Below are 26,711 nucleotides of genomic sequence, written 5' to 3'. Positions count from 1 at the left end.
ATAAAGGACTAGTGGGAAGCAAAATGTGAAATTATATTTTGCTTCCCACTAGTTTTTTCATATACATATCAACTTCACGAAAGAATACTTGCTCTTTTTCCTCGGTATTAAGATGTACAGCACAATGCAAATATTGCTGTAAGTAGCGATTAGCTTGTTCGTACTGTTTTAAGCTATAGAAAGAGAAACAAGTAAGAAGCAGAAATGCTTTTTCTTGTAATATTGGAACGACAGCTAGTACCGGAGTAATAGCGTGTATATTTGTTTTTATTAAATTTTCATAAGACGCCTACACATGAAACCAGTCGAAAATAGTAGAAAGGTAATTCGGAATGTCGATAGTTTCATGTGAAACATTATGCAATAATTGGTTCTGTTTCATATGTATAGGTTCTATTCTCGTTTGTAGAATGCAATCGAATATTGAAGTGTTTTCTTGTATTTGTAACTGGTCTGTAATAAGCTGCGGGAGACCGATCGGGTGAACTCCGATATTTACATAAAAACTATCTTCAAACTGGCTTTTTTGTATGTTAATGAGCTTATAAAATCCGTTTTCAGCTTTGCAAAATGTATGTCTTTTTTTCTTAAATCCAAGCGGTTTTAAAGCAACATGTAAACTTGCAATGGAATTTTGTACCGCTTTAGAATAAGGCTTACTCTTCGTCATATTCATATGTAGTTAAGTTTTGTAAGAAACTTTCAAAGTTAGGTGCTAATTCAATTATTTGCTCAACTTCATTATCAATAAATATAACTGGAGGATTTTCAGCTACATTTCGATAGTCTAATGCAATCCACGTATGCCCGTCCCCTGATAAAAGTACGAGATTCTCAGGCATTTCCCATTCCTGAATGAAATAATGACTCTCTAAAATACTAGATTCATTTTCATCAAAAGAAATGCCATATAAGCCAGAAACATTAACGTGATCGTCTGCCCAAGAATTCGGCTCTGAAGTAGGGTGAGCATCAAGGCGCAGTGTTCCTCCATTTTGTTCTTTTAGAAGGTTTATGTATGATTCCGGAAGCTTTACGTTCAGTACTTCTTCTGCTTTTTTGATTAGTTCGTCGTTAATGGGTGCTAGTTTTAAATAATCATCTTCTGTCCAAATTGTAGTCTTCATATTGGATCACCTCAAATAATAGTTTTAAGAATCTTATGTCATATATTATAGTTAGTTTGAATAACGAGCAATAGAGGGAGGAAATAATGAAAAAGTTTCAAGTCGAACTAAATAAACTGCCGACAGAAAATGCCGGAGAAATAGTAATTAGTATAGATGAGAGAATTGTGTTGCAAGAAAAAACAGACATAATCGACCCGATTTGTCAGTTGTTTGACGCATGGGGTGAATGTTTTAAAGATGATGGTGCTGTGATTTTTTTAGATGGATATGAAAAAAAGGTAGAGTTTAAGAAGAAGGATGGGGACTTTCTCATTATTAATCAGAGAGGAAAAAAGTTAGCTAGTGTTGATAGCGAACAATTTTTACGAGTAATCTTTTCGTTTCTTAAAAAAGAGATAGAGCAGATTTACATAAGTGGAGTTGATTCTTTTCGAATAAAAGATGCGTATCATAGAATTTTAGAAATTGAGCCATTTCTTTCTGAACTTGTAAATGGAAATAACGCAATTATGTATCGAACATATCATTCTACAAGTGGTAAGTATGAATTAAACTGGAATTATGTAAAGGGGATAGAGGTTGAACCGATATTTATTCCGTTACTATCTCATGATGAGAAGAGTATCTTTTATGTGGAGGAAAATAACCACGAAATTCGTAAACTCGATAGTGAAACGAAAGAAGAGATTTGGCAGTGTCATATTCCACTAGTAGAAGATTGTGATTGCATAACTGTGGATGGTGTCATAATTATTTGGCATGCAAATAGATTTGGAGAAAGTATTACGAAATTGTCCGTAATTTCGTCCAGTTGTGGGGAGCTTCTATGGGATTTAGAAATAGAAGGGCATGTCATACAAGAGGTAAAAGCTACGAGGGAAGAGTTACCACGTTTATTAGTTATTACACAGGAAGGCTACAATGTTTTATTAGAGCTTGAAAGTGGAGTAAAAGTATGGGAAAAGAATGTCCAAGTCGGAGGAGAAAAATTGCAGTGCCATATTGGCCGAGATTACTATGTATTAGCAGGGAATCCTTCTGATGAAGATGGGGAAATGGATGTATATAGTAACGCTGCAATTGCCATTCAATTATTAGACGCTTCTACACTATGGAAACAAACAATTGAAGAGTGTAATCCAAATGAACCAGTTGCTTTGACTCATGAACATTTTATATGTGTAGCAATGGAGGTATTACAAAAGTGGGAATACGGAAAAGAGGGGTATAACTTAATTTTTGAAAAAGCTCTTGATGAGGCCTGGTATTCTCACATTGCATCAGATGAATCAAAAATACTATTAACAAGAACAGAGTATGGATATGAAGATGTAAGTAGACAAATACAATGTTATGACCATAAGAACAGTCAAAAGTTATATGAAGTAAATATGTCTTTTGAAATCAAACTGCCTCCATTTTTTATCGGAGAGATAATGGTAGTGTCCTTAGGAGAAGGCAGAATTTGTGGTGTTCATATTCAAACGGGTAAAGTGATTTGGAACAATACTACTTTACATGACATTGTAGAAGTTCTGTTATATAGAGATGGTGAAATTTACATTGCTACTTCAAATTTAGAATTAATAATACTTGATGCTGAATGTGGTGAAGTAAAAGATATAGTGAAACTGCCTAAAAATGTAGTCAACATAGATTTTATTGTATCAATTGAGGAAGTGAATGATAGATTATTTATTAGTTGTGTAAGAGGGAATATGTTTGAAATAGTAAAGAAAGGTGTTTCAAAGTGATTTTGAAACATCTTTTTTTATGAATATACAAAATGATTAACTTAGTGTATTAAATGTATCATTCATAAGTATTCTAATATATTTAAAAGTAAAATGAAATAATAAACGGATAATTGTCGGATTATATTCGATTTTCGTTCATTTTTATGAAATATATGTACTTTTTGTTAGAATCCTTCTTTTTATTTCTATAAAATACACGTATGTAGAAATAAGAAAAGGATGATGTACGTGAAGGACACGGTTTTACAAGAAACAATTTCTCCGCAACAGTTACATACAGTCGTTCAAAAGAATACGGCGTATTATGATTTTAAGTGGGGCAAAGTAGAAAATCCAGCGCAAGGAAATACGTGGAATTGGGTAGCCTTTTTCTTCCCTCCCTTTTGGTTAGCTTATCGTAAAATGTATAAGTTGTTTAGTATACTTATGTTATTATCGGTTCCTAGTATACTGATCCCTCCTTTTATAGACATTCCAGATGGGATTTTTTTATCAATTGGTTTAGTTCTTCAATTAGGAATAATGATATTTACTGGATGGCAAGGAAATCGTTTATATTATAAGCATGCTGTTCGTATTTTACATAAGGGAGAAAATATGCCTGATCATGAGAAGGCATATTACTTACAATCAAAGGGTGGCGCTAGTTTTGCTGGCATGGTTGGTTTACACATTATAGTTGGGTTAGTATTTGGCGGAGCCACGTTCGGACTCTCCTTTTTACCAACTGAACCAAATATAAAAAACGTTGTTCGTTCAAGTGATGAAGGATTTACTTTAGAGATTATGACGGATAATCCAACTTGGAAGTTTGTGAAGAAAGAAAAAGATTATGATGTAGTAGAATTTACTGGATATGATTATACAGAAAAGAAAAACGTGAAAATAAAATTTGCTGTTTATTTCGATGAAGATTATTTCGAGTGGCAAGAAGTATATGAAAATAATAAGAAGTTAAGTGAAGAAGAGTTAGAAGAGTATCAATTTTATATTGAAGAAAATAGTTGGAGTTTCTAGTGAGAACTCATTCATTTTGAAAAGAAGAATCTTGTAAGGATTCTTCTTTTTTTATCCTTTTTGGCAAGAAGACTCCATCTGATTTGTGTTACGGGTGAAACCCAACAATTCAGGTGGAGATGAATTGCCGTCATAAGGTAGATCAAACACTTTTGTTTCTTTTTGTCTTATGATACAATCTGCCTTTAGGTAAGGAGGGAATAGATCGTAAGACACCGAAATTGGATAATCATAATCATTTTGTTATTTGAGCCAATAGGAATTGCGATGAAGACTATGTTCACATTTTGTTTCGTTCCCAATATTGATTTGCCAAAAGTAATTAACAGTTACAAAAGTGTTAGTTCTTGTTTCGTGAAACGAGATTTCCTAAGATAAAATACGATTTTAGAAAAAAAATTAATGAACTCTCTAAGAAAGGTGGTGAAAACAATGGCTAGAAAGAAAGCCGTGAAAGTACTACGTAAACAAAAGAAAAGAGAAAACATGCAACGATTCACGCAAAAACAAAATCTCGGGCGAGCTTGCTTGACTGCAAAAGAATTTCGCTTACTTCAGCGCATGTCGCATAGTTCAAAAGCGTTGCGAAATGTTGGATTGTATACCATTAAACAAAGTTACTTGAATCATAACAAGATAGCTACTGTAAAAGAAGTGGACACTGCTATGCAAGCCGATTCGAATTACTGGGGCATGCAATCCAACTCTGTTCAAGCGATTCGTAGAGCCTTATATGCAGAAGTGAAGAGCTTTTTTAAAGCAATGGAACAATGGAAGAAAAATCCTGAGAAGTTCACAGGACGTCCTAAGTTTCCGAATTATTCTCGTTCAACGGACAAACGAATCATTGAAATCTATCAAGTTCCAAAAGTAGATGAGAATGGGTATTGGATGATTCCGATGAATGCTGCATTCAGAAAAAAATTCGGTTCCATTAAAATACGCATGCCTAAAAATGTAAGAAATAAAAAAATCTCTTACATCGAGATTGTACCGAAGCAAAAAGGTCGGTTCTTTGAGGTGCATTACACATATGAAATGTATGTTTCTCAAATGAAGAAACAACCCACGACTACGAATAACGCTTTGAGTTGCGATTTAGGTGTAGATAGATTAGTAAGTTGCGCAACAAATACAGGTGATACATTCTTAATTGATGGAAAAAAATTAAAATCTATTAATCAGTACTTCAATAAAATGATACGTAATCTAGGGCTGAAAAATATGGAAAACGGAATTTCAAAACGTATTGTAACGAATAAAATGGCCGCACTTTGGCATAAACGAGAACGACAAATAAACGGTTATATTTCACAAACTGTAGGCCTGTTATTTAAAAAAGTGAAAGCATGTAACATAGATACGGTTGTAGTAGGATATAATGTTGGTTGGAAACAAAAATCTGATATGGGGAAAAAGAATAATCAAAAGTTTGTTCAAATCCCGTTTCATAAACTGCTTTCAGCAATTGAGAATAAATGTATAAAAGAAGGGATACGATTTTTCAAACAAGAAGAAAGCTATACTTCAAAAGCTAGTTTTCTGGATAAAGATCCGGTTCCAGTTTGGTCTAAGGATGATAGGACGCATTATCGCTTTAGCGGCAAACGAATCACTCGTGGTCTGTACCAAAGTAAATCAGGAACATGTATCCATGCTGATATTAATGGTGCGCTGAATACATTGCAAAAATCAAGAGTTGTAGAATTGGATGAAAGTCTGAAAGTGAAAACACCGATTCTATTAGAAGTGCAAAAACGTAAGGCTGTTGCTTCGCGCATAGCTTAGTGGGTGCGTCAACCATCCATGTGTACTCGACTTGTCGGGGCTTGTAGCACACGCCAGATTCATTTGAGTGGTGGCTTCTTCCACAAGGGAGAACTGCTCTTTTTCGAAAGGGTGGTGCAAGTGGGAAAACAATCGTTCGTTGTCAGTACCAACCAAAAATATACTTGGGGTGTTACCATAAGGTGGCATGAATGCTAGAGCGTCAACTGTTTAGCGATAGACGAAAAGACCTAGCGTTCGAATTCAAGCTCCCACTGAAGCGTTTCATCTCAGTGGGGTAGTTGACTTATCGAGATGTAAACATCAATTTTGATTTTTACGTATAAATAATGAACGGAGGAAATGAATTTATGGCTACTTTACCAAATTGTCCAAAATGTAATTCGGAATATACGTATGAGGATGGCGTTCTTTTCGTATGTCCAGAATGTGCTCATGAGTGGGGCCAAGAAGCAGAAGCTGAAAATAATGATGGTGCAAAAGTTGTAAAAGATGCGAACGGAAACGTTCTGCAAGACGGAGATGCTGTTACTGTCATTAAAGATTTAAAAGTAAAAGGAACTTCTTCAGTTGTGAAGATCGGTACGAAAGTAAAGAGCATCCGTCTAGTTGATGGCGATCACGATATTGATTGCAAAATCGACGGTTTCGGAGCGATGAAGTTAAAATCACAATTCGTTAAGAAGGCGTAAGTAAAAAGAGGAGGCGACTAGCCTCCTCTTTTTATTGTCATTTTTTGTCGGTAAGTCGATATTCCTTGTCGAATCGTCGATATAATTTCATTTACCATTTACCGCCCACCATAATCAATCTCCTTCAACTGACACCGCTTATTAAAGAATGTTTTATAACCAAGCTGTAAAAAGATAATAACAGCAAAGGCAGTGCTTCCTGAAATACCAAGTATAATGGCAATTTGATATTGAATAGCTGTGAACGGTGATACACCAGATAAAATTTGTCCTGTCATCATGCCTGGTAAGCTTATAATCCCCATTCCGACCATAGAATTGATCGTTGGTAAAATAGCAGAGTCAAAAGCGTCACGGATGAGCGGAGCAGTTGCTTCTTTCGGCGTTGCGCCGAGCATAAGTGCTCCTTCAATTTGACCTCTTTGCGATTTCATATTGTTTAAGAACGTATTTGCACCGAGAGAAACACCAGTCATAGCATTTCCAACTAACATTCCTGTAATCGGAACGATATATTGCGGCGCATACCAAGGATCATGTCCGATAATAACAAAGATAAATAGTAGAAGTGGCCCAATGGATCCGGCTACCATAGAAAGAGCGGCTACTCGTTTTAATTCTTTGGACATTGGGATATTAACTCGTTTATAAATATTAAAAATTGCAAAGGTAGTAATAGAAGTAATGAGAGCAATTGTATAAAATGGATTACTATTTTCAAATACGTATGTAAGGACATATGCAACGAGTACGAGCTGAATCGTCATACGGAACGTTGCGAGCGCGATTTGTTTTTCGCGAGGTATCCCTTTTAATTTCACGAGCCCGATTAAAATAAGAATGAAAATATATGCAGCGGCAAGTTGCCAAATTTGGAGTTCAATCACGCCCTTCAACTGAGAGCACTTCCTTTCTAGTTGCACCGTTTGCTTTACTAATCTCAATAATATCGTCTGCAATTTCTTCTGGAAGCTGTTGTGAGTGTGTGATGAAGATGACTGTTTTTTTCTTTTCTTTTGCTAGCATAGTGAATTGCTTCATAACGCGTCGTTCTGTATCGCTATCTAACGCCGAAGTTGGTTCATCTAATAAATAGACAGGTGGATCCATAAGTACGATACGTGCAAAAGCAAGTCGTTGTTTTTCGCCACCTGATAATGAATCAGCGTTGTCTTCTAAATTTTTTTCCAAGCTAACAGTCGTTAATGCACTTCGCAAGGCAGCATCATTTGGAAATGGTTTTTCAGAAAGACGAAGTCCCATTAATAGATTGTTTTTAATGGTTCCATCGAAAATAGGTGGCGTTTGCCCAAGCATGACTACTTCACGTCGTAATTGAATAGGGGGATAGTCAAAAATCAATTTTCCGTTATATTCAATTGTTCCAGATGTTGGAGATTGTAGATCATTTAACATACGGAGCAATGTGCTTTTTCCGCTCCCACTCTCGCCGATAATACATGTGATTTTTTCTTTTTGAATCTGTAAATAAGGAATGTGCAGTATATCTTTATATGTAACGTCTTTTAATATAAACATAGTTGGCTCCTTTCTGATTCTAGTTCTATCGTATCAAAAAAGAGAAGGTAACGGTTATAAAGAGCAACGTTTTTTCTTCGTCTTAATTTCTATTAATAAGTTAAGTAAACGATCTAATTCTTGGCTGAAAGAAATTACTTTATGATGAGTGAATCCGTACTTTTCAACGAGATAGATCAATTCTTTCTTCTTCGCTTCTATGCGATCATTTAGTTTCGTTACGTTCATAAGTGAAATGAAATGCCTCCTGTAAAAGTATTTACAACACAAAAAATAAGACCGAATGAATTCGGCCTTAAAGGAAATAAAACAACTTATCAATAGCATACACTGTTTATTGGTAGTTTTTAATATGAAAATGAAAAATAAATCATGATTCATATTGAGAAAGATGTGTCTGATAATTATATTTTAACGAATAAGAGAGGCTGCCTAATTAGGAGACAGCCTGTAAAGTATTAACCGTTATGATATTTGTACATCCAGAGGATACCGGATTTTAGTAACCTTGGTACACGTCCCATTAATGGTTGGTTTGCTAGCAAACCAAAGCCATGCTTCTTACCAAGAGAGCCGAGAACACCTTTTAATTTAATGACAGGTAGTTCGTCAGGAAGTGGTTCATTATTCCAACGTTTTAATAATATTTGGACAATTTGTTCCCCTTGACCTTCAGCAAGTTGTGCAGATGGTGCGTGTGGAAGTGCTGCACAATCTCCTACAACATATACGTGCTCGTTATTTGGAATATTGTGATATTTTGTTAAAACAACCCGTCCGCTACCATCTTGTTCAACTGGAAGGTTTCGAACAACTTCATTTGCTTGAATACCAGCTGTCCAGACGATTGCATCACATTCAAGTGGTTCATCGTGGTTGTACACAATATTTGGCTCTACTTTTGTAATGTTAGAGTTTCGTATAATAGTAACTTTATGTTTTACGAACCATTCTTCTACATATCTACTTAATTTCTCTGGATATGGGAATAGAATTCTATCTTTTCGATCAAATAAGTAGATTTTTAAATCAGAACGACTTTCGCGAAGTTCACTTGCGACCTCAACGCCACTTAATCCAGCACCAACGACTGCTACTGTTGCATTTGGTTCTAGACTATTTAATTGTTCATATGTCTTACGTGTTTGTTCAATCGATTGTAGGCTATGTGTATATTCCTTCGCCCCAGGAACGTTATGATATTTATCCTCACAGCCAAGTCCAATAATTAAATCATCATATTGAATTGCTTCACCGCCATCGAGATGAACAGCTTTTTCTTTGAGATCAATATTTGTTACTGTGCCGTATTGAATATTGAGGCGTGGGTGTTCAGGAAACGGTATACGAATATGCGTTTCTGAAATAGTACCCGCAACTAATGCATAATATTCAGTTTTGAAGCAATGATATGGTACTTTGTCGATTAATGTCACTTGTACATCATCCGGAAGTTGGTTGCTTGGAAGTAGCCGTTGCAGAATTCTCATTCCACCGTAGCCGCCACCTAATATTACGAGGTGTTTCATGATGGATTACCCCTTTTCTGTTGAAATATCCCCTAATCATAAAATTTTATATTAATAAAATATTTTGACTTTACTCAATCAAATTATATCGAATTTGTGAACAAATAACAATGCATGAATGAATACTCTGTTGTACAATAAGAAGAAAAGTAGAGTAAACGATCTGCATTATTTAGTTACCATTTCATCGTAAATAGCATGTTATATAGAAGGAATCATCTATTTTGAAGTGAAATAATGAAGTAACTAAATAGTTTAGAAGGTGTAATGAAAACAACAAGAAACAGCTTAGTTTTTTTCTTATAGATGAAGTCAGAAAGTAATTTGTTTTGTAGTACAGGGGGGAGAATTTTGATTAAACCATTAATTGAATTTTGTGTAGGTAACCTTGCAAGTGGTTCACAAGCAGCTTTAGAGAAATTAGAAAAAGATCCGAATTTAGATGTAATGGAGTATGGTTGTTTAGGATATTGTGGCATTTGTTTTGAAGGACCGTTTGCACTTGTAAATGGTGAAGTAGTACAAGGTGCTACAGTAGAAGAACTTGTTAATAATGTATATGAGTATTTGGATGAAAATCCAATGTTTTAAGGTGTTGCAATCGGCAGCACCTTTTTCTTTTTCTATTAGATAAAATTTTCTTTCGCAGGGGAGGGTAATATTGTATATAAATAAAAAAGGCCCTTTTTAGAAGGGCTTTTTTCTTACACAATTTGCGCAAGAATGGCTCATCGCCAAATGTTGTCAAATATGAGAAACGGGGGACATTCATATTGTGTTCTAAAAGCGTGCATTTTATACTTAACATAACAAATTATTTTTGGAGTGAATACAAATGAGCCAATTTTCTTTTACAAAAATGCATGGTCTTGGCAATAGTTATATATATGTAAATATGTTTGAAGAACAAATTCCTGAAGAAGATTTAGCTCTTGTGGCGGAAAAGGTTTCAAATATTAATACTGGTATTGGAGCAGATGGAATGATTTTAATTTGTCCATCTGACGTAGCGCCGGTAAAAATGCGCATGTTTAATAATGATGGATCAGAAGGAAAGAGCTGTGGTAACGGTTTACGCTGCGTAGCGAAATATGCGTATGAGCATAAACTAGTAGAAGATACAGTTTTCACAATTGAAACGTTAGCTGGCATTGTAACGGCGGAAGTAACAGTAGAAGAAGGGAAAGTTACATTAGCGAAAATCGATATGGGAGCACCTCGTTTAACCCGTGCAGAAATACCGATGCTTGGTGAAGGTGAAACACCATTTATTCGTGAAAACTTCTTATACAATAACCATCGTTATGCATTTACAGCTGTTTCAATGGGAAATCCGCATGCAGTTATTTTTGTTGATGATGTAGACCAAGCACCTCTTACAACGCTTGGTCCAGTCCTTGAGACACATGAAATGTTCCCGGAACGAGTAAATGTTGAATTCATCGAAATCTTAAATGAGGAAGAGATGAACTTCCGCGTTTGGGAACGTGGATCTGGTGTAACACAAGCTTGCGGAACGGGGGCGTGTGCAGCAGTTGTAGCCTCTATTTTAAATGGAAAGATGGAACGTGGTAAGGAAATTACAGTTCATTTAGCTGGCGGTGATTTAATGATTGCATGGACAGAAGAAGGCAATGTGTTAATGAAAGGACCAGCAGAAGTAATTTGCCGCGGAGTGTATGAGTACAAGATAGAAGCGTAAAGATGTATAATAGAATGAGAACAGAAAGGATGGTGTATTTCATGATTGAAGTAACAGAACAAGCAGCTTTTCAAATTAAAGATATGTTAAAAGATGCTGAGGATGGAGAGAAGTACGTGCGCCTTGCTGTACACGGCGGCGGATGTAGTGGTCTTTCTTACGGCTTAGGATTTGAAGTAGAACCAAACGAAGACGACACAGTTCTTGAGTTTTTCGGTGTCGAATTTGTTATCGATAAAGAAAGTGCTCCGATTGTTAAAGGAGTAAAAATTGATTATAAACAATCTATGCTTGGCGGCGGATTCACAATCGATAATCCAAACGCAATCGCATCATGCGGATGTGGATCATCTTTCCGTACAGCGACGAATGCTGGTAAGCCAGAAGAGTGCTAAGTTTTTAGTTGAAATAGAGAAAGACCTTTTTAGCGATGGAGTGCAATCGCTAAAAAGGTCTTTTCTTTTGGCGTAAAAGTCCAATTGGTGACGGGATGACGGTTTCTAAAGTGAAGAAATAATTATTATCTTACAAAAGTGTAATGTTCATGTCATGTTTTTGAATTTCTTCTTTAAGCTTTGGGCTTTAAGATAAGACTATAAGAAAAAACATATGAGGTGAAGGAAATGAAAAGATATATTGCACTTTTTAGTATTTTAGTCGTATTCGCAAGCCTGTTAGTAGGTTGTGATATTAACCGTATGGGTAAAGATGAGTATTACGTTCAAATTACAACTGATGGAATTGAGAAGAATGAAAAAGCTGATAACGGTGAGCCACATAAATCATTCGAGTATAAGTTACCTGCATTTGATAAAGAAGGTAAAGAAAAAGAGTTAGAATTTACAGCTGTGAAAAACCTTCGTAAAGAAGCATTCCTACGCGTATATCACTCAGATAAAAAAGGTGTAACAGCTTGGGAAGAAGTAAAGAAAGACGAGCTTCCTGCGAAAGTGAAAGAAAAATTAGGTGCAAAATAAGATAGAAAAAAGGAATTGACGAACAGGGTCAATTCCTTTTTTCTTTCTCAAAATCCTCTTCTGACATAACTTTTAATCCATGTCTTTTGAATAAAGCAGTTGTTACCCCGTAACCAATTTGTTTATTCCCGTTAAATTCTCCCGTGTAAATTGTAGAACTACCACAAGATGGACTACGTTCTTTCAAAATAATATATTCTGGGTGTAAATTTTTGATTTGTTCTAGCGCTTTATAAGCACCGCTCACGAAAGATTCCGTGACATCTTCACCATCTTTTGTCATCACTTTCGCTTTTCCATCCAAAACGTCATCGCCATTCCCGCCAATAATTTCAGCTGAGGGACGAGGCGTTGGCAATCCACCTAATACTTCAGGACAAATAAGGACTGTATCTTCTTTTTGCAGGAGCTCCTCTATTTTTGAAATGAGATTGTCATTTCCATCATAACGACAAGCGATACCACCTAAACAAGCGCTAATTACGATCATATTTTCATCTCCAATAAAAAATATTAATTACCACGCCAAATTCCCTTCCGATTCCTTATTTATAAGTGAGGTGATAAAAATGGGAAGCTTATATAATTTAATGAAACCATATAGTGAATTTCGAAGTAAAGAAGAGTTTAATACATATCAAAAACAAGTTTTGAAACATTATCGATTTCAATTAAATAAAACGGATGCTACTATTATTCATTTTTTAGGAAAGTATGCAGTGAATGAGAAACAGAAAACAGTGGGGGTTGCTTGTCCGTTAATGGAGATGATTGCTACAAATGTGGGAAAAAGCATTCGTACAGTACGCCGCTCCATTGCAAAGTTAGAGGAATTAGGAATTATAAAGCGTGTTGCAACGAAAGAAAGACATAAACGCGGCGGATATAGTGCGAACTTATATGTTTTTCTTACATCTGCAATTGACCGCATGGATGACCGTATGAAATTGTCCGCATGTGAAAGTGAGAATTATGCAGCTGGCTGTAGTGGAATGGGGCAAAAATATGAGGGGGAAACAATTCTTTCTAAAAACATTCCACAAATAAAAGAGAATAGAAAAGTAACGTACGAGCTTGATGAGACGTATTGCCGTCATGATATACCGAAGCCTTTTATATATGCACTTCTACCGATGACGAGTAATCCGAAGAAGATTAATATATTTTGGAGTAAGGTGGAACTTGCGTATAAAAAGAGTGGGTTACTAGAACAAGGTGTTTTACTGGAGCAAATATTAGCTGATGAAGAAGTGTATGGGAATTTCATTTGGCGCGTGAAAAGTGTTGTGAGAGCGTATAAATACGGGGAAATCCGTAAAAATGTGAAGGCACTTTTATATAGTACAGTGCGGGATTTATTTTTAGAGGTTGGATTAGAATGGGGAGCAGCACTGAGAAGAAGTAAGGGGATACCGTTATTTGATCCGTTTAAAAAGGAGCCATGCGTAAACGCATGACTCCAAGTAGTTAATCAAACTTTCTTACAACTGGAACACGAATCGCTACAAATAGTACGAAGACGATAACGGCGATTGCACCACTTTTCATAACGGTTACGATTGGAATTCCTATTGCAAGCGCGATTGATGTGAATGCATAAGAGAGCGGGATAAAGCCCATTGATGATAGCATAAGCAAACTCATTACGCGTCCCATCATTTCTTCTTTTACTGTCGATTGAATCATCGCCATAAGCGGAACGATAGCCATTGCAATTGTAATACCGTAAAACATGCCGGCTAATAACGCTTGCCATAGTACAGTGCTAAAGTTGATAGATAAGAAGAATACACCAGACAGTAGCATCATGATAATGCAAAATAGACCGCGCCTACGATTAATATTTTTTAAACCGACAATGACTGCGCCTATTGCCATTCCGCCTCCTACAGATGCTTCTAAGTAACTGAATTGAAGCGAGTCACCGTGTAGAACATTTTTAATGAAAAGCGGGAAACCGACTTGCATCGGACCGATTAAAAATAAGTTTAGAAAGGCGCTACAAATAAGGAAAGTTGAAAGGAATGGAGATTCCTTTACATATAAAATTCCTTCTTTAATAGAAGTGAACATGCTTTTGTCTGTATTTTGCTGCTCTGGCATCGTAAATTGTATTTTTTGAACGAGTATGGCTGCGACAATGAGTAATAAAATTGTAATCGAGAAAATCGTTTCATAGTTCGTAAATTTAATAAGAATGCCGCCAAGTACAGGCCCTAAAATAACCGATGCTTGGTTCGTCATTTGTGTAAGTGAGTTTGCTTGTGTTAAACGGCTTTTTTCGACAAGTTCAGGCAAGATAGATCCATCAGCTGACCAGAAAAAAGCATCAGCAAGTCCAAAGAATAAAGCGAATAAAGCAAATGTATATAGTGTTACATCACCTACGATGAACCATGTAAGGATAGTTGCGACAAGAATAGCACGAACAATATTAGAATAAAACATAATGTTTTTTTTCGGGAATTTATCAGCTACAGCGCCGCCGATAATCATAAAAATAAGCCTTGGAACACTAAGAGCTACGAAAACAACACCGAGTGATGCCTCAAGGTTTAATGTTTTTGCTATGTACCACGTTTGTGAAAAAGTAAAAAAGGCTAAAGCGAAACTTGAAAAAAGAGTAGCTGCCCAAAGAAAAAGGAAATTCGTATTTTTTAATAACGGTTTTCCGCTTCCTTCTAAAGCAGATTTATTTTGTTGTAGTTCCTCCATATTGCTTCCTTTCTATGTGACAAATTTAAACTAAAAAACTTGTTAACAATCAATTTATCCCGCGTTAACGGGCAGTAAAACTCCCACCTCAAAATTTGGCTCGAGCAAAGAAGTTAGGTGGGAGACTAACTGCCCGTAAACGTCCGATTGGTGAGGGCTAATACTCAGTGGTGGGGGATGAATCCCCCCCACCACTGAGTATAGTTTCACTTTATACAGTTTCTAATATTTCTATACTGCACTTTCTCATTGTAGACAATTATGTTGGATTTGCACAGTGGCTATTTAACGACAAAAAAGAAGATACCATTTGGTATCTTCTTTTTTGTCATTTAGGCTAATGCAATATAAATATCCAATTGTGCGTTGTTTGGATCTGTTGCTTTTTCATCGTATAGCTCGAAGTCTATTGTGAAAGCACGTTTATTTTCTTTTGACCATTTCCAAATATATTCCCAAGCCTCGCAAACGATTTCAGCAACTGGTCCCTTTCTCGTTGTAAATACCGCATACGTAGCGGCAGGTATTGTTAAAGTTGTCATATTTTCAGGAACGTCTTCTAATGAAGAAACAGGCATGCCAATCGTAAAGGTATATGTACCCGTTTCATCTGATTCGTAGTTCGAGTAGAAAGCGAATGTTTTTTTCGTTTGTTGATTTGGAATGTGGTGCATGATTTGTTCTTGGAAGTACCGGTTCCAAAGCCCGGGAATTTTCCCTTCAGTAGATGCCTCTTTTTCATTTGTTGTCATAATCGAAATGCCGATTGCTTGGAAAGCTTCTTTTTTTACGAGGATAGGTTCGTTTATCATGGAAATTTCCTCCTTTAAATTAAGAACGTTTGTTCTTAATAATATAACATATTTTTACATGTAACGGTTACTATTTTTCGAAAATTTTAATGATAAATAAGAAACTGAAATAAGTAAAAAATGGTAAATTTATCATTGTATGTATAAATAGATTATGGAGTATGTTAAGATTTTTATGTATCCTTTAACTGTTATATAAACCTATATCATAGGGGATTTTTACTATAAGTAAAAAGTGGTAGAGGTTTATATGAGTATCCGTTATATATACTATTTTTGATAAATTAAAATAGTAATATTCTATGAGATTTGTATTGTTGAAATAAAGATTTCAATGATAGATTTTCATAGGACGGATTGTTGCGAGTGGATATATATTGTTATGTTTTCGTCTATAAGTAGACGGATAGCAAATATATAGGAAGGAGAAAGGTAAATAATATGAAGAAATCGTTGAAGTGTTTTAATGTCGTAACAATAATCGCACTTCTCCTATCCATCACCTTGCCTTCACCTAGTGCTTTTGCAGAGATACATAAGAAGAGCTGGGATGAGTTACAAGGAAATGATGTAAGAATTAAGGCAGAGCAAGTAAATGCTGAAATATATAGGGGAGAAGTAGCTGAGAGGGAGCACGTATTTCAATATACGATTGAAAATACGGGAGATACACCAATTCAAGAATTGGTGCTTAAACAAAGTAATGAAAATGAAATTACGTTCCTCTCGCAATCTGTGAAAGTAAATGGAGAGAAGTTACCTGAAAATAAAGTGGCTGATTTCTATGTAGAAGAAAAAGATAAGGGAGGAAAGCTTCTTTCTTCTAATCTTAAAATTCAAGATTTAAAATCACATGAAAAAATGACGGTGTTAATAAAAGCTAGTCGCACGCAGCAGTTTAATAAAGAGTACAAACAAAAGATTAGTGTGCAAAAAGATCAAGTACAAATAGGGAGCATGTCCGTTGATGTGGAAGGGATTCCCTCTGAAGAAAAGGTAGAAGCTAATGCTGATGATGAGCCTGACAGTAGTAAGAAAGAAGTAGGTCCATCAGCTGATAGTATAACTAAAAAAGTTGATGAAAAGCTAAAAGTATCTGTAGAAGATAAAAATAAATCTACATCAAAAACAGAACTGGTAAAGCAACCAGTAACTGAAGCTGAGAAACAGCCAGAAAAAGGGGCAGCAAAGCAGAGTAATGCAGAAGTACAAGCTGCGTCAGAGAATGCTTCAAAGGTTCAAATTCAGGTAGGGGATAAGCAAGGGTTTGGAGATCCTCTGTATTCTACAATTGCTCCTGGAAATTTAGTACAGACTGGTAATGTAACACTTGGTTTGACAACTGATCATTATGGCAGACAAAGTATGGGGTATAAGACGAATAAAATGACTGTGGACGTTGATAACGATAATAGTACCTTTAATTCGTCAACAGGAGCTTTTCCTACTATTCCCGCTGGAAGTAAAGTGAAAAAGGCCTACCTATTTTGGACAGCAGCAATGGGGGTACCAGGAAATATTACTGATAGAAAAGTTACTGAGGATCAAGTAAGGCAACCAGTCAAAATGAAAATGGGAAATAAGCAATACGCTGAAGTAAGTGCTGATAGCATACGCAAAGCGGATTATTTACCTTATATTTCTAATTACTCAGGTAGTGGTGCTGGTTATGTCGCATATGCAGATGTAACAAATGTAATTGCACAGCAAGGTATTTCTCAAACGGTAACAGTTGCGAATGTACCACAAATTAAATTTGAAAAGGGTAGTGGCTACTACTGGGGCAACTGGAATCTTATATTAGTTTATGAAAACTATAAAGAAACCGTAAAAGATATGAAAATTTGGGAAGGGTTAGTTTCTCAAAAAAGTACAGCTTGGACGGATGTTAGTGTTAATAAAATAAACACACCAAAAGAAGGTGCTTTTAAGGCGAAATTTAGTTATTTTTCATCACAAGGTGATCCAGCTGAGAAAGATGGATATGCATATGATTATGGAGAATATGATTTTGGTGCTGGATATATAAAGATAAAAAATATTAACGGTAAAGACAATGACGCGAATGATTCATCTATGACAGAAGTTCAAGTAGACGGCACGAATGAATTTGTTACAAAAAAATATCCAGGATATAATCCGGATTGGACAAATTCATTTAGTACAGATATTCATACGTACCATTTCGAAGGACCTACTCAAGTGAAAAATGATTTAAAAGAAGCAAAAATGCGTTTTAGAGCAAATGGTGCTACTGGTGATATTTACGTACTAAACAACGCCACATTCGTTACAGAACATAATGCTCCAAACTTACAAGTAGATAAAAAGGCATTAGATAGTACCGGAAAAGAAATTAAGGAAGTTAAAGCTGGCGAAGAGATTACGTACAAAATTGAAGTGAAAAATGATACGAAGAACAATCAAGCGCCGGTATCTAATGTAAAAGGCTTTGATAAATTAGATGATCGATTAGAGTATGTCCCGGGATCAATTCAATATGTTACTGGTAGCAATAGAGGACAAAAAACAGATGATGCAAGCGATGATGAAGCAGAGTTTGTAAATAATCAAATTGATTTCCGTATTGGTGAAGGGGCAGATGCTAAAGATGGTGGTGTTTTAAAGCCTGGTGAAAGTGCCATTCTTACATTTAAGGTGAAAGTGAAAGAATCTATAAAATCAGATACAACAGTAAAAAACGTCGTTGCTGTAAAGGGACAAGATAGTGCCGAGATAAAGTATGAGAGTGAAGACGATGCAAATGTTACGGTTACGATTCCAAAAGAGGTTCCTGGAGAAATAGAAGCGAGAAAAATAGCTTCTAATAAATCACCGAAGTTAGGTGATGAGGTAGAGTATCGTATTACATTTAAAAATAAAGTCAAAGATGGACGTCTAGATGTATTGACGATTGAAGACGAGTTACCAGGTAGTCTTGAGTATGTGAAAGATAGTTTGAAAGCAGAAGGTGAAAAACCAGAGCCAGTAGAACTGAAATTTGAAAATGGAAAAATCATTGCAAAGTATCCAGAAATTGCGGATATGGAAGAAAGAAGTATTGTTTTTAAAACAAAAGTAAAAGAAACTGCAAAAATTGGTGAAGAAATTGTTAATAAAGCAATTGTTAGTGATAAAACAAATCCACCCAAGAATATAGAAGAAAAGATTACACCGCAGCATAAGGCCGGCAAGATTGATGCAAAGAAAAAAGCAACAAATAAGAAGCCGAAGCTAGGAGAAGAATTTGAGTATCAAATTAGCTTCAACAATACGGTGGAAAACGGAAAACTAGAGGCCGTTACAATAGAAGATGAAATTCCAGCTAACTTAGAATTTATTCAAGGTAGTGAGAGAACTGAAGGTGCTGGACCAAATCCAGTAGAGTTAAAAGTAGAAAATGGTAAGATCATCGCAAAATATCCAGAAATTACGGATACGAAAGAGCGAAGCATCATTTTTAAAGTGAAAGTAAAAGAAGAAGCAAAAGCAGGAGAAACAATTGTTAATAAAGCAGTTGTGAGCGATCCGAATGTTCAGTCTGAGCATCCAGAAGAAAAGATTACGCCAGGTTATAAAGACGGTAAAGTAACCATAGATAAAAGCGTAACAAATCAAACACCAAAACTAGGAGAAGAAGTGGAGTACCGCATTACATTTCATAATACGGTAGAAAACGGAAAGCTAGAAAAGGTAATGATAGAAGACACGTTGCCTGCAGGTGTTGAATACGTGAAAGATAGTTTGAAAGCAGAAGGTATAAAACCAGAGCCAGTAGAACTAAAAATGGAAAATGGCAAAGTAACTGCAACATATTCAGAAATTACGGATATGGAACAAAGAAGTATTGTTTTTAAAGTGAAAGTAAAGGATTCGGCAAAAGTAGGAGAAGCAATTGTAAATAAAGCAATTGCAAAAGATCCGAAACATGATCCTGTGGATGCAAAAGTTGTTATTACACCGCAAAGTAAAAAAGGTGAAATTGCTGCTACAAAGGTAGTTAATAATGAAAAGCCAAAGCTAGGAGAAGAAATCGAATATCGAATTAGTTTTCATAATACGGTAGAGAATGGAAAACTAGCAGAGGTGCGAGTAGAAGATATGATCCCAAAAGGTCTTGAATATGTAGAAAATAGTATTAAGGCTGAAGGGGAAGCTCCGGGACCAGTGGAATTAGCAGTTGAAGCTGGGGTAGTTAAAGCTAAGTATATCGATATTACGGATACGAAAGAACGCAGTATTGTCTTTAAAGTAAAAGTGAAGGAAGAAGCAGAAGTAGGCAAAGAAATTGTGAATAAAGCAATCGTTGATGATACGAAACATCAACCAATTGAGCCGGAAGAAAGAATTACTCCACAACATAAAGATGGGATAATTGATGCGACTAAGATAGTAGATAATCCAACACCGAAACTAGGGGAAGAAGTGGAATACCGAATTAGCTTTAAGAATACGGTAGAAAACGGAAAACTAGAAAAGGTAACGATAGAAGATACAATCCCTAATGGTTTAGAGTATGTAAAAGGTAGTGAAAAAGCGGAAGGCGATAAACCAGCTCCAGTAAAGTTACATGTGAAAGATGGAAAAGTTATCGCTGAATACGAAAATATTACGGATACGAAAGAAAGAAGTATCGTCTTTAAAGTAAAGGTGAAGGAAGAAGCGGAAGTAGGCAAGGAAATCATCAATAAGGCAATTGTTGATGATACGAAAGATTCAAAAGAGCCAGAAGCAAAAATTACGCCATTACACAAAGACGGAAAAATGAAAGCAAAGAAAAGCGTAAATAATGAAACGCCGAAGTTAGGAGAAGAAGTAGAATACCGAATTAGCTTTAAAAATACGGTAAAGAACGGAAAACTAGCAGAGGTGAAAATAGAAGATACGTTACCAGAAGGTTTAGAGTATGTAGAAAATAGTTTGAAAGCAGAAGGTGCCGGACCAAATCCAGTAGAGTTGAAAATGGAAAATGGGAAGGTACTGGCGAAGTATCCAGAGATTACGGATACAGAAGAAAGAAGTATTACTTTTAAAGTAAAAGTAAAAGAAGAAGTAAAAGTTGGTGAGAAAATCGTCAATAAAGCAATTGTTGATGATACGAAACATGATCCAATTAACCCAAAAGCAGAAATTACTCCTCAGTATAAAGACGGAAAAATTGAAGCGAAAAAGGTAGTAAATAACCCATCACCGAAGTTAGAAGAAGAAATCGAATACCGAATTAGCTTTAAAAATACGGTAGAACATGGAAAGCTAACAGAGGTAATAATAAATGATGATTTACCAAATGAATTAGAGTACGTAAAAGATAGTTTAAAAGCAGAAGGCTCTAAGCCGGATCCAGTGGAATTGAAAGTGGAAAACGGTAAGGTAGTGGCGAAGTATCCAGAGATTACGGATACAAAAGAGAGAAGTATCACCTTTAAAGTGAAAGTAAAAGGTAACGTGAACGATACAATTGTCAATGAAGCAATTGTGAGCGATACGAAACATCCGCCAGAGACACCGAAAGTAGAAATTATTCCGCAGCATAAAGACGGAAAACTTGAAGCGAAAAAAGTAGTAAATAATTTATTGCCGAAGTTAGGAGAAGAAGTAGAATACCGAATTAGCTTTAAAAATACGGTAGAAAACGGAAAACTAGCAGAGGTAAAAATAAAAGATACTTTACCAGAAGGTGTAGAGTATGTAGAAAATAGTGTGAAAGCAGAAGGTTCTAAGCCGGATCCAGTAGAATTGAAAGTGGAAAATGGTAAGGTAATGGCGAAGTATCCAGAGATTACAGATACAGAAGAAAGAAGTATCACTTTTAAAGTGAAAGTAAAAGATGAAGTGAAAGTCGGTAAAAAAATCGTCAATAAAGCAATTATTGATGATACGAAAAATGAGCCGGAAACACCGAGGGCAGAAATTACTCCGCAGCATAAAGATGGAAAAGTTAAAGCGGAAAAAGTAGTAAATAATCCAGCACCGAAGTTAGGAGAAGAAGTAGAATACCGAATTAGCTTTAAAAACACGGTAGAAAACGGAAAACTAACAGAGGTGAAAATAGAAGATAGTTTACCGAATGGCCTAGAGTATGTAAAAGATAGTGTGAAAGCAGAAGGAGCTAAGCCAGAGCCGGTAGAACTGCAAGTGATAGATGGAAAAGTAATTGCTAAATATCCAGAGATTATGGATACAGAAGAAAGAAGTATCGTCTTTAAGGCGAAAGTAAAAGAAGATTTCAAAGTTGGTGACGGCATTGTCAATAAAGTAGTTGTTGATGATATGAAAGATCCAACGACTTCAGAAGTAACGGTTACACCAGAATATAAAGACGGTAAGCTGAAAGCTGAGAAATTTGTAAATAATAAGAAGCCGAAATTAGGAGAAGAAGTAGAATACCGAATTAACTTTAAAAATACGGTAGAAAACGGAAAACTAGTAGAGGTTAAAGTAGAAGATGAAATTCCAGCTGGATTAGAGTATGTGGAGAACAGTGTGAAAGCAGAAGGTTCTAAACCGGATCCAGTAGAACTGAAAGTGGAAAACGGCAAGGTAATGGCAAAGTATCTAGAAATTACGGATACGAAAGAAAGAAGCATTGTCTTTAAAGCGAAAGTAAAAGAAGAGGCAGAAATAGGTAAGGAAATTGTCAATAAGGCAATCGTAGTAGATACAAAAAATGAGCTAGAAGAACCTTATGTGGAAATTACTCCGCAATATAAAGACGGTAAAGTTGTTGCTCAGAAAGTGGCGAATAATCATAAGCCAAAACTAGGAGAAGAAGTAGAATACCGAATTCGTTTTAAAAACACGATAGAAAACGGGAAACTAGCAGAGGTAAACATAAAGGATACATTACCAAAAGGTTTAGAGTATGTAGAAGGCAGCATCACGGCAGAAGGTTCTAAACCGAAACCAGTAGAACTTAAAGTTGAGAATGGAAAAGTAACAGCAAAGTATCCAGCAATTACAGATACAGAGGAAAGAAGCATTGTCTTTAAAGCGAAGGTAAAAGAAAGCGTAAAAGTGGGAGAAGAAATCGTAAATGAGGCGATTGTGGATGATACAAAGAATGTACCAGAAGAGCCTTATGTACCGATTACACCGCAATATAAAGATGGGAAAATTGAGGCAAGAAAAGAAGTAAGTAATCACGAACCGAAGCTAGGAGAGGAAATCGAATATCGAATTATTTTTAATAATACGGTGAAGGACGGAAAGCTAGCAGAGGTGAAGATAGAAGATGAAATTCCAGCTGGTTTAGAGTTTGTACAAGGCAGTGAAAAGGCGGAAGGTGACGAGCCGAAACCAGTAGAGTTGAAAGTAGAAAATGGCAAGGTAATCGCAACATATTCAGAGATTATTGATACGAAAGAAAGAAGTATTGCTTTTAAAGTAAAGGTGAAAGATTCAGTTGCAATAGGTAAGGGGATTACAAATAAAGCGATTATTCATGTGGATGATCCAAATCACCCTATAATTGAACCGACAGCTAAAATTACACCTCAATATAAAGATGGTAAAGTTAAAGCTGATAAAAAGGTAAGTAAAAAAGATCCAAAGCTGGGAGAAGAAATTGAATACCGCATTTCATTTAGTAATACGGTGAAAGATGGAAAGCTGGCAGAGGTGAAGATAGAAGATGAAATTCCGTTTGGCTTAGAATACGTGAAAGATAGTCTAAAAGCAGAAGGTGATGAGCCGGCGCCAGTAGAGTTGAAAGAAGAAGCTGGTAAGGTTACCACGAAGTATGAAAATATTACTGACACGAAAGAAAGAAGTATTATCTTTAAAGTGAAGGTGAAAGATTCAGTTGAAGTGGACAAAGCAATTGTAAATAAAGCAATTGTTGATGATACAAAAAATCCACCAGAGCGACCAGAAGTAGATATTACACCGCAGCATAAAGACGGTAAAGTTAAAGCCGATAAAAAGGTAAGTAAAAAGGATCCAAAGCTAGGAGAAGAAGTAGAGTATCAAATTCGTTTTAAAAATACGGTAGAAAACGGAAAGCTAGCAGAGGTGAAAATTGAGGATCAATTACCAACTGGTTTAGAGTATGTGAAGGATAGTTTAAAATCAGAAGGTAATGAACCTAATCCAGTAGAGTTAAAAGAAGAAGCTGGGAAAATTACAGCGAAGTATGAGAATATCACTGATACAGCGGAGCGTAGTATTAGCTTTAAGGTGAAAGTAACGGAAACAGCAAAAGTTGGTAAGGAAATCGTGAATACGGCAATTGTGGATGATGATAATCCGAAGAATCCTCCGCAAAAACCAGAAGCGATTATTACACCAGAGTATAAAGACGGAAAATTAAAAGCTGATAAAACAGTAAATAATCCAGCTCCAAAATTAGGAGAAGAAGTAGAATATCGAATTACATTCCGTAACGTAATTGAGCATGGAAAAGTAGCAAAGGTGAAGATTAAGGATGAATTACCAAATGGCTTAGAGTTTGTAGAAGGTAGTGAAAGAGCTGAGGGAGAGAATCCGAAACCGTTGCATGTGAAAGTGAAAAACGGAATTGTTCTTGCAGAGTATCCAGAAATTACGGATACAAAAGAGAGAAGCATTGTCTTTAAAGTGAAGGTGAAAGAAAAAGCTAAAGTAGGCGAAGAGATTGTGAACAAGGCGATTGTGGAAGATACAATAAACCCACCAGAGCAACCGAATATCTCTATTGTGCCTCAATATAAAGATGGTGCATTACAAGCAGAAAAAACAGTAAGTAATCATGAACCGAAGCTAGGAGAAGAAGTAGAATATCGAATTAGCTTTGAAAATACGGTAGAGAACGGAAAACTAACTGAGGTAAAGGTAGAAGATGAAATTCCAGCCGGTTTAGAATACGTACAAGATAGTATAAAGTCGGATGGGCCGGAACCACATCCAGTAGAACTTAAAGTTGAGAATGGAAAAGTAACAGCGAAGTATCCAGAAATTACGGATATGAAAAAAAGAAGCATCATCTTTAAAGTGAGAGTACAAGAAACGGTACAAGTAGGAAAAGAAATTGTAAACAAGGCGATTGTTGATGATCATAATCCAACGACTCCGCCAGTTGAGTCACTTATACCAATTACGCCACAATATAAAGATGGGAAACTAGAGGCAAGGAAAGAAGTAAGTAATCATGAACCGAAGCTAGGGGAAGAAATCGAATATCGAATTACTTTTAACGGCACAGTAGATGGCGGGAAATTAGTTGATGTAAAAATTGAAGATGAAATTCCAGCCGGTTTAGAATATGTGAAAGATAGCCTGGAGGTTGTAGGTGATAAGCCTGTACCAACAGAGCTTACAGTAGAGAATGGAAAAGTAACAGCGAAGTATCCAAAAATTACGGATACGAAAGAAAGAAGTATCATCTTTAAAGTGAAGGTAAAAGAAACAGTAAAAGTTGGAGGGGAAATAACAAATAAAGCGATTATTCATGTGGACGATCCGAACCATCCAGTTATAGAACCGACAGCGACAATAAAGCCAGAATATAAAGCTGGTAAGTTAAAAGCAACGAAGGCAGTAAGTAATAAAGAACCGAAGCTAGGAGAAGAAGTAGAATACCGAATTAGCTTTAAAAATACGGTAGAAAACGGAAAAGTAGCTGAGGTAAAGGTGGAAGATGAAATTCCAGCTGGTTTAGAATACGTGCAAGATAGTCTTAGATTTGAAGGTGCTGAGCCAAATCCAGTAGAGTTAAAAGTGGAGTTTGGAAAAGTAATCGCGAAATATCTAGACATTGCGGATATGAAAGAACGGAGTATTATTTTTAAAGCGAAGGTAAAAGAAACGGTTAAAATTGGTGAGGATATCGTGAATACGGCGATTGTGGGAGATACAATAAACCAACCAGAAGAACCGATTGTTTCAATAACACCGCAGTATAAAGATGGTATGCTTGACGCAAAAAAAGAAGTAAGTAATAAAGAACCGAAGCTAGGAGAAGAGGTCGAATACCGAATTAGCTTTAAAAATACGGTAGAAAACGGAAAACTAGCAGAGGTGAAAATTGAGGATCAATTACCAACTGGATTAGAGTATGTGAAAAATAGCGTAAAAGCCAAAGACGCAATAGAAGTAAAAGTAGAGAATGGAAAGCTAACTGCAAAGTACGAAAATATTATAGATACAAAAGAAAGAAACATTACTTTTAAAGTGAAAGTAAAAGAAAAAGCCGGTGAAGAAATTGTGAATAGAGCGATTGTTGATGACGGAATAAATCAACCGCTTGAACCAACAGTCTCAATTAAGCCGAAAGAGCCAGAAGTGAAACCGGAAGATCCAAAAGAGCCAGAAGTGAAACCGGAAGATCCGAAAAAACCAGAAGTGAAACCGGAAGATCCGAAAGAGCCAGAAGTGAAACCGGAAGATCCGAAAGAGCCAGAAGTGAAACCGGAAGATCCGAAAGAACCAGAGGTGAAACCGGAAGATCCGAAAGAACCAGAAGTGAAACCGGAAGATCCAAAAGAGCCAGAGGTGAAACCGGAAGATCCGAAAGAGCCAGAAGTGAAGCCGGAAGATCCGAAAGAGCCAGAGGTGAAACCGGAAGATCCAAAAGAGCCAGAAGTGAAACCGGAAGATCCGAAAGAACCAGAGGTGAAACCGGAAGATCCGAAAGAACCAGAGGTGAAACCGGAAGATCCAAAAGAGCCGGAAGTGAAACCGGAGGATCCGAAAGAGCCGGAAGTGAAACCGGAAGATCCGAAAGAGCCGAAAGTGAAACCAGAGGATCCGAAAGAGCCGGAGGTGAAACCGGAAGATCCGAAAGAGCCGGAAGTGAAACCAGAGGATCCGAAAGAGCCAGAGGTGAAACCAGAAAATCAAGAAGTTAGATTGGAAAAATTAATTAAAGAGCCGCAAGTAAAAGTAGAAAGAGAATTACCGAAAACAGGGGCAACATCTCCATTGATGATGTCAGTTGGTGCGGGAATTTCATTCTTAGTTGGTGGAGTATTATTCATATTAGGTAGAAGAAGAAAACAATAATTCTTTTTTAGGTCAAAAGCACGATGAGTTCGATCTTGTATCGGATTCATTGTGCTTTTGTTTTTGATATATAAAG

At 36.2% G+C, this 26,711-nt stretch carries 18 protein-coding genes and 2 pseudogenes; 11 read left to right on the top strand and 9 right to left on the bottom strand.

Annotation, left to right across the window (positions count from 1 at the left end):
* Window positions 1–31 precede the first annotated feature (31 nt).
* Both ACTFSI_RS22575 and ACTFSI_RS22570 read right to left on the bottom strand, forming a co-directional pair.
* A pseudogene (locus ACTFSI_RS22575) lies at window positions 32–670 on the bottom strand (DUF4304 domain-containing protein).
* Window positions 657–1,127: an SMI1/KNR4 family protein gene (locus tag ACTFSI_RS22570; RefSeq protein WP_002028779.1), complete on the bottom strand. Its 471-nt coding sequence runs from the start codon at window positions 1,125–1,127 to the stop codon at window positions 657–659. Before ACTFSI_RS22570 ends, ACTFSI_RS22575 begins: the two are co-directional and overlap by 14 nt.
* An 86-nt stretch (window positions 1,128–1,213) precedes the next feature.
* On the opposite strand from ACTFSI_RS22570, the gene ACTFSI_RS22565 reads away from it, so the two are divergent.
* The 5 genes and pseudogenes from ACTFSI_RS22565 (at window position 1,214) to phnA (ending at window position 6,384) form a co-directional block, all read left to right on the top strand.
* The gene (locus ACTFSI_RS22565) at window positions 1,214–2,884 is read left to right on the top strand and encodes an outer membrane protein assembly factor BamB family protein (RefSeq protein WP_440045651.1); all 1,671 of its coding nucleotides are present in this window, start codon (window positions 1,214–1,216) and stop codon (window positions 2,882–2,884) included.
* 222 nt (window positions 2,885–3,106) lie between these two features.
* Window positions 3,107–3,904, top strand: coding sequence for a DUF2628 domain-containing protein (locus tag ACTFSI_RS22560; RefSeq protein WP_275894373.1), 798 nt, complete (start codon window positions 3,107–3,109; stop codon window positions 3,902–3,904).
* A 260-nt stretch (window positions 3,905–4,164) separates the two neighbouring features.
* Window positions 4,165–4,305: pseudogene (locus tag ACTFSI_RS22555) on the top strand (transposase); the annotation flags it as partial.
* 31 nt (window positions 4,306–4,336) lie between these two features.
* Entirely contained in the window at window positions 4,337–5,692 is a 1,356-nt protein-coding gene (locus tag ACTFSI_RS22550) for a transposase (protein WP_275894374.1), read from the top strand.
* 350 nt (window positions 5,693–6,042) lie between these two features.
* On the top strand, window positions 6,043–6,384 hold the full coding sequence (phnA, locus tag ACTFSI_RS22545) for an alkylphosphonate utilization operon protein PhnA (RefSeq protein ID WP_000212737.1): 342 nt from the start codon (window positions 6,043–6,045) through the stop codon (window positions 6,382–6,384).
* 98 nt (window positions 6,385–6,482) lie between these two features.
* Here the strand turns inward: phnA and ACTFSI_RS22540 are convergent, their stop codons facing one another.
* The 4 genes from ACTFSI_RS22540 to ACTFSI_RS22525 all read right to left on the bottom strand — a co-directional run bounded on the left by ACTFSI_RS22540 (window position 6,483) and on the right by ACTFSI_RS22525 (window position 9,452).
* Complete coding sequence (locus ACTFSI_RS22540; RefSeq protein ID WP_000679263.1) at window positions 6,483–7,280, bottom strand: ABC transporter permease; 798 nt, start codon at window positions 7,278–7,280, stop codon at window positions 6,483–6,485.
* A complete protein-coding gene (locus ACTFSI_RS22535; RefSeq protein WP_139896229.1) occupies window positions 7,264–7,923 on the bottom strand; it encodes an ABC transporter ATP-binding protein in 660 nt (219 codons plus the stop codon). Before ACTFSI_RS22535 ends, ACTFSI_RS22540 begins: the two co-directional genes overlap by 17 nt.
* A 54-nt stretch (window positions 7,924–7,977) precedes the next feature.
* Window positions 7,978–8,151 carry an aspartyl-phosphate phosphatase Spo0E family protein gene (locus tag ACTFSI_RS22530; protein WP_001103328.1) on the bottom strand — a complete coding sequence of 58 codons (174 nt, stop codon included), beginning with the start codon at window positions 8,149–8,151 and terminating at the stop codon, window positions 7,978–7,980.
* A gap of 230 nt (window positions 8,152–8,381) precedes the next feature.
* On the bottom strand, window positions 8,382–9,452 hold the full coding sequence (locus ACTFSI_RS22525; RefSeq protein ID WP_000682081.1) for an NAD(P)/FAD-dependent oxidoreductase: 1,071 nt from the start codon (window positions 9,450–9,452) through the stop codon (window positions 8,382–8,384).
* 351 nt (window positions 9,453–9,803) lie between these two features.
* Between ACTFSI_RS22525 and ACTFSI_RS22520 the strand changes: the two genes are divergently transcribed.
* From ACTFSI_RS22520 to ACTFSI_RS22505, 4 genes are all read left to right on the top strand, one after another.
* On the top strand, window positions 9,804–10,043 hold the full coding sequence (locus ACTFSI_RS22520) for a YuzB family protein (protein WP_000595026.1): 240 nt from the start codon (window positions 9,804–9,806) through the stop codon (window positions 10,041–10,043).
* Window positions 10,044–10,287: 244 nt separating this feature from the next.
* Window positions 10,288–11,154, top strand: a complete 867-nt coding sequence (dapF, locus tag ACTFSI_RS22515) for a diaminopimelate epimerase (protein WP_000077382.1) — start codon at window positions 10,288–10,290, stop codon at window positions 11,152–11,154.
* 41 nt (window positions 11,155–11,195) lie between these two features.
* A complete protein-coding gene (locus tag ACTFSI_RS22510) occupies window positions 11,196–11,549 on the top strand; it encodes a HesB/IscA family protein (RefSeq protein ID WP_000573827.1) in 354 nt (117 codons plus the stop codon).
* Between the two features lie 228 nt (window positions 11,550–11,777).
* Window positions 11,778–12,131, top strand: coding sequence for a YxeA family protein (locus tag ACTFSI_RS22505; protein ID WP_147791447.1), 354 nt, complete (start codon window positions 11,778–11,780; stop codon window positions 12,129–12,131).
* Window positions 12,132–12,159: 28 nt separating this feature from the next.
* On the opposite strand, the gene ACTFSI_RS22500 is transcribed toward ACTFSI_RS22505, so the two are convergent.
* Window positions 12,160–12,621, bottom strand: coding sequence for a DUF523 domain-containing protein (locus tag ACTFSI_RS22500; protein WP_277617219.1), 462 nt, complete (start codon window positions 12,619–12,621; stop codon window positions 12,160–12,162).
* A 79-nt stretch (window positions 12,622–12,700) separates the two neighbouring features.
* On the opposite strand from ACTFSI_RS22500, the gene ACTFSI_RS22495 reads away from it, so the two are divergent.
* Complete coding sequence (locus ACTFSI_RS22495) at window positions 12,701–13,588, top strand: helix-turn-helix domain-containing protein (RefSeq protein WP_440045650.1); 888 nt, start codon at window positions 12,701–12,703, stop codon at window positions 13,586–13,588.
* Window positions 13,589–13,598: 10 nt separating this feature from the next.
* Here ACTFSI_RS22495 and ACTFSI_RS22490 read toward each other — a convergent pair whose 3' ends face one another.
* Window positions 13,599–14,846 (bottom strand): MFS transporter, encoded by a 1,248-nt coding sequence (locus ACTFSI_RS22490; protein WP_000391922.1) that lies wholly within the window; start codon window positions 14,844–14,846, stop codon window positions 13,599–13,601.
* A 332-nt stretch (window positions 14,847–15,178) separates the two neighbouring features.
* Window positions 15,179–15,658, bottom strand: coding sequence for a GyrI-like domain-containing protein (locus ACTFSI_RS22485; RefSeq protein ID WP_138320848.1), 480 nt, complete (start codon window positions 15,656–15,658; stop codon window positions 15,179–15,181).
* 441 nt (window positions 15,659–16,099) lie between these two features.
* On the opposite strand from ACTFSI_RS22485, the gene ACTFSI_RS22480 reads away from it, so the two are divergent.
* The gene (locus ACTFSI_RS22480; protein WP_440045649.1) at window positions 16,100–26,635 is read left to right on the top strand and encodes an isopeptide-forming domain-containing fimbrial protein; all 10,536 of its coding nucleotides are present in this window, start codon (window positions 16,100–16,102) and stop codon (window positions 26,633–26,635) included.
* Window positions 26,636–26,711: the final 76 nt, after the last annotated feature.

It is taken from the genome of Bacillus cereus group sp. MYBK101-2, from assembly GCF_051918845.1.
Lineage (GTDB): Bacteria > Bacillota > Bacilli > Bacillales > Bacillaceae_G > Bacillus_A > Bacillus_A paranthracis.
This window is presented reverse-complemented; position numbering and strand designations above follow the sequence as displayed.

Coding starts and splice junctions, on each gene's coding strand:
- dapF (WP_000077382.1), top strand. CDS start 10,288: ATGAGCCAATTTTCTTTTACAAAAATGCATGGTCTTGGCAATAGTTAT.
- phnA (WP_000212737.1), top strand. CDS start 6,043: ATGGCTACTTTACCAAATTGTCCAAAATGTAATTCGGAATATACGTAT.
- ACTFSI_RS22485 (WP_138320848.1), bottom strand. CDS start 15,658: ATGATAAACGAACCTATCCTCGTAAAAAAAGAAGCTTTCCAAGCAATC.
- ACTFSI_RS22525 (WP_000682081.1), bottom strand. CDS start 9,452: ATGAAACACCTCGTAATATTAGGTGGCGGCTACGGTGGAATGAGAATT.
- ACTFSI_RS22490 (WP_000391922.1), bottom strand. CDS start 14,846: ATGGAGGAACTACAACAAAATAAATCTGCTTTAGAAGGAAGCGGAAAA.
- ACTFSI_RS22550 (WP_275894374.1), top strand. CDS start 4,337: ATGGCTAGAAAGAAAGCCGTGAAAGTACTACGTAAACAAAAGAAAAGA.
- ACTFSI_RS22565 (WP_440045651.1), top strand. CDS start 1,214: ATGAAAAAGTTTCAAGTCGAACTAAATAAACTGCCGACAGAAAATGCC.
- ACTFSI_RS22495 (WP_440045650.1), top strand. CDS start 12,701: ATGGGAAGCTTATATAATTTAATGAAACCATATAGTGAATTTCGAAGT.
- ACTFSI_RS22505 (WP_147791447.1), top strand. CDS start 11,778: ATGAAAAGATATATTGCACTTTTTAGTATTTTAGTCGTATTCGCAAGC.
- ACTFSI_RS22535 (WP_139896229.1), bottom strand. CDS start 7,923: ATGTTTATATTAAAAGACGTTACATATAAAGATATACTGCACATTCCT.
- ACTFSI_RS22560 (WP_275894373.1), top strand. CDS start 3,107: ATGATGTACGTGAAGGACACGGTTTTACAAGAAACAATTTCTCCGCAA.
- ACTFSI_RS22510 (WP_000573827.1), top strand. CDS start 11,196: ATGATTGAAGTAACAGAACAAGCAGCTTTTCAAATTAAAGATATGTTA.
- ACTFSI_RS22570 (WP_002028779.1), bottom strand. CDS start 1,127: ATGAAGACTACAATTTGGACAGAAGATGATTATTTAAAACTAGCACCC.
- ACTFSI_RS22500 (WP_277617219.1), bottom strand. CDS start 12,621: ATGATCGTAATTAGCGCTTGTTTAGGTGGTATCGCTTGTCGTTATGAT.
- ACTFSI_RS22480 (WP_440045649.1), top strand. CDS start 16,100: ATGAAGAAATCGTTGAAGTGTTTTAATGTCGTAACAATAATCGCACTT.
- ACTFSI_RS22530 (WP_001103328.1), bottom strand. CDS start 8,151: ATGAACGTAACGAAACTAAATGATCGCATAGAAGCGAAGAAGAAAGAA.